Here is a 3,742-nt window from a genome sequence, read left to right on the forward strand (position 1 = left end):
ATTTAAGACTTTGTCCGTTTTGGTAGTTGGTGTAGGCGCCGTTGCTATTTGCTTGGTAGGGTATCGCCAGAACAATCAGCGACAATACCAGCAGCGGGTAGAATATGCACAAACTGCGATTGCAAGCGAAACTGACAGCATTGCAACGTTAAAAAAGGAGGTCGCAAGTCTTTATCTCAGCGATGATAAGACATTCTTAAAGACGGGCATCACCGCTGATGACGTCAGCCAACTCGTTGGCAAGTTAGCAATGATCAAAGTATCCGGCGAAGAATATGGCATCGAAGACAGCGCTTTGCCAGCGGAAGCAACAGAAATCCAAAGCCAAAAAAAAGCGCTTGACGATGAACTTAAAGAAATTGAAGCGAAACAAAAAATTCAAGAAGCCACAGACAAACTTTTCACAAAAGGCGTCTCCAATTGGAAAAAAGCAGAAAACGACGTCATTATCAAAAAAGATCTCAAAGCAACAGACGTTGGCACTATTCGTGAAAACTTGAATTTTTTCGAAGCAGACAAATGGACTGCTTTAGTAACGGAATATCTTGGGTATGCGGATGCACAGTTAGATCGCGTGACTAAGCTACAAAAAGAATTCGACAGTATGCTCAAAGACGAGAAAGTAACCGATGCGGTGACCTATGAGAAATATTTATCCGCTGTAGACAGCATCAGTAAAATCCGCAATAACGAGTTGAAAGAGAAGTACACCAAACTTGCGGAAACTGTTGCAGCTCAAATGGGGTATACAGGTTATTACAATAATACAGCGACAGATACGGCAACGACTGGGAATGGCTATTCAGATACAACGACGGATAGTTCAGAAACAGATTCAGAATCTTATTATTACTAATAGGAAGATATAACTGGAGGAAAAATTATGTCAAAAGGGAAAAAGATTTTTTTGATTATTTTTGGGATCGTTGCAGTGCTAGTGATCGGAGCTGTAGGAATTGGCGCCAAGCTATATATGGATCTGTCCAGTTCAATCCAAAAAACCTATGAATCAGTGGAACGAAAGAACCAAGAAGAAGGAAAACGGGAAACTCCGGTGAACTTGGATGAGAAAGATTCATTCTCAGTGCTGTTACTGGGAATCGATACTGGAGACCTTGGACGAACGGATCAAGGACGTTCAGATGCAATCATGGTGGCAACAGTTAATCCAACAGATGGACAGACAACGATCGTTAGTGTGCCACGAGATACGTATGTAGATATCGTTGGCCATGGCACAACAGATAAAATCAATCATGCCTACGCTTTTGGTGGAGCAGCTATGTCAATGGATACCGTGCAGAAGTTTTTGGATATTCCAATTGATCATTATGTTGCCATGAACATGGCAGGCATCAAAGAATTAGTCGATGCAGTAGGCGGAGTGGAAGTCAATAATGATTTGAAATTTGAAAATGAGGGAAATACTTTTGATATTGGAAAAATTCACCTAAATGGTGAGCAAGCATTATCTTATACTCGAATGCGTTATGATGATCCGAATGGTGACTATGGACGGCAAGGTCGTCAGAGAAATGTTGTAGCTGCTGTCGCAAAAAAAGCTCTCTCTCTGGATGGGGTGTCACAATATAAAGAAGTCCTATCTGCTATTGAAGGAAATATGAAAACGGATATGGATTTTGGTATGATGCAAAAAATTGCCTTGGATTATCGTGATGCTTTCAAAAAAGTGGAGCAGGTGCAAATGCAAGGGGACGGATTTATGCAAGACGGTATCTCTTATCAACGAGTCAGTGGAGATGAATTGAAACGAGTACAACAAATCCTAAAAGAACAGTTAGATACAGCTAACTAGAAGAAAGTGGAGAAGAAATGGAAGAAACGATTAGTTTAAAAGAAATTTTTGATATATTGCGTAAACATTTAGCGGCGATTTTTCTTTCTCTATTTGCCGGTTTAGCATTAGCAGGAGTAGTTACATTTTTTGTTTTAACACCAAAATACAGCTCACAAGCGCAATTGATTGTTACGCTGCCTCAAACGGAAACAACCAATGCCAATGATGTCAATACTAATTTACAGATGATTAATACGTATAAAGAATTGGTTACAGGTGATCTTGTAATCAACGAAGTGAAGAATCAACTTGAATCGGAGTATGGGATTGATAAATCTGTGCCTGAATTGAAAGATGCTATCGAAGTAACACAGTCTCAAAACTCTCTGATGTTTTCAATTAAAGCAACTGATACGAGTTCTGTCTATGCAGCAAACATTGCCAATACTACCGCACTTGTATTCCAAGAAAATGCCAAAGATGTATTGAATGTTGATAAAATTTCAATTATTTCAAATGCTCAAGCAAGTACAGCACCTGTATCGCCAAACAATAAGATTAATTTGGCAATTGGCCTTGTATTGGGATTGATTGTTGGTGTAGGAATTGCCTTCTTATTAGAATTGTTGGATCGAACAGTGAAAGACGATAAGTTTGTAACGGAAAATCTAGGTTTTACGATTTTAGGTACTGTGCCACAAATGTCGCAAAAAGAGTTGAATGCGACTATTCAAAAAAAACCAACAAGACCAATTTTGAAAAAGCCAACGAATGAAAAAACGACGGAATCTCGCCGTAGTCGTTCGAAAGTGTAGGAGGAAAAGACATGGCAAAACAACAAGAACGTAAAGGAACAAAAACACATGCGGTCAGTTTGATTACTCTGGTTGACCCATCTTCTCCTATTTCCGAACAATATCGTACGATTCGAACCAACATTCAATTTGCCTCTTCAGCGGATCGACAAATTAAGACGATGGTGATAACTTCTTCAGGTCCGGGAGAGGGAAAATCAACCACATCTGCCAATCTAGCCGTGGTCTTTGCTAAATCAGGTCAACGGGTATTGTTAGTGGATGCGGATATGCGTAAGCCAACGGTTTATAAAACATTTAACCTTCAAAACAATACTGGCTTAAGTACGGTTTTGAGTACTTCGACCACTGTGGTGGAGGCAGCTCAAAAAACGGTAATCGATAATCTTTCTGTCATGACCAGTGGTCCGAAACCCCCGAATCCTTCTGAACTATTAGGTTCGACAAGAATGAATCAAGTCATTGAAGAAGCAAAAAACTTGTATGATGTCGTGATTTTTGATATGCCCCCAGTTGTTGCTGTGACTGATGCACAAATCATGGCCTCAAAAGCAGATGGCACTATATTAGTGGTTCGTGAGAATGTCTCACGAAAAGAGTCTTTAACTAAAGCAAAAGAGCTTTTAAATATGGTTCAAGCAAGAATGTTGGGCGTTGTCTATAATGGTGCAGAAAACAGTAAAGATGCCGGATACTATTATTATTATGGAAATTAATGTCTAAAAAGGAGTACAAAGAAATGATCGATTTACATTGCCATATTTTACCTGGAATAGACGATGGTGCAGAGAACTTAGATGCCAGTATTGCAATGGCTGAAAAAGCAATTAGTCAAGGAATCACGCACATCTTGTGTACACCCCATCACAATAATGGAAAATATAGTAATCCGAAAAATGAGGTCATTTCTCAAGTCTCCTTGTTACAAGAAGAACTGGATCAGAGAAATCTGCCGTTAACTGTACTTGAAGGACAAGAAGTTCGCATAACAGGTGATTTGATTGAGAATATTCGTAATGATGAGATTCTATTCACGGACCTTGATGACACGTATATTTTGATAGAATTTCCTACCATGGAAGTTCCTTCTTTTACAGAAAATATATTTTTTGAGCTACAAAATTTAGGG

5 protein-coding genes are annotated in these 3,742 nt (G+C 39.2%); all 5 read left to right on the forward strand.

Annotated elements, in window-relative coordinates:
- On the forward strand, positions 1-856 hold an 856-nt coding region (locus Q0A12_RS16055), incomplete at its 5' end, for a hypothetical protein (RefSeq protein WP_291293633.1).
- Between the two features lie 27 nt (positions 857-883).
- The gene (locus Q0A12_RS16060; protein ID WP_291293634.1) at positions 884-1,816 is read left to right on the forward strand and encodes an LCP family protein; all 933 of its coding nucleotides are present in this window, start codon (positions 884-886) and stop codon (positions 1,814-1,816) included.
- Between the two features lie 17 nt (positions 1,817-1,833).
- A complete protein-coding gene (locus Q0A12_RS16065; protein ID WP_291293635.1) occupies positions 1,834-2,613 on the forward strand; it encodes a Wzz/FepE/Etk N-terminal domain-containing protein in 780 nt (259 codons plus the stop codon).
- Positions 2,614-2,624: 11 nt separating this feature from the next.
- Positions 2,625-3,329 carry a CpsD/CapB family tyrosine-protein kinase gene (locus tag Q0A12_RS16070; protein WP_291293636.1) on the forward strand — a complete coding sequence of 235 codons (705 nt, stop codon included), beginning with the start codon at positions 2,625-2,627 and terminating at the stop codon, positions 3,327-3,329.
- 23 nt (positions 3,330-3,352) lie between these two features.
- A partial coding sequence (locus tag Q0A12_RS16075) for a CpsB/CapC family capsule biosynthesis tyrosine phosphatase (protein ID WP_366031625.1) occupies positions 3,353-3,742 on the forward strand: 390 nt, incomplete at its 3' end.

The sequence above is a fragment of the Enterococcus sp. genome (genome assembly GCF_022711995.1).
Taxonomy (GTDB): domain Bacteria; phylum Bacillota; class Bacilli; order Lactobacillales; family Enterococcaceae; genus Enterococcus_D.

Excerpts from the sequence above, each read along its gene's own strand:
- Q0A12_RS16060 (WP_291293634.1), top strand. The coding sequence starts at position 884 with ATGTCAAAAGGGAAAAAGATTTTTTTGATTATTTTTGGGATCGTTGCA.
- Q0A12_RS16070 (WP_291293636.1), top strand. The coding sequence starts at position 2,625 with ATGGCAAAACAACAAGAACGTAAAGGAACAAAAACACATGCGGTCAGT.
- Q0A12_RS16065 (WP_291293635.1), top strand. The coding sequence starts at position 1,834 with ATGGAAGAAACGATTAGTTTAAAAGAAATTTTTGATATATTGCGTAAA.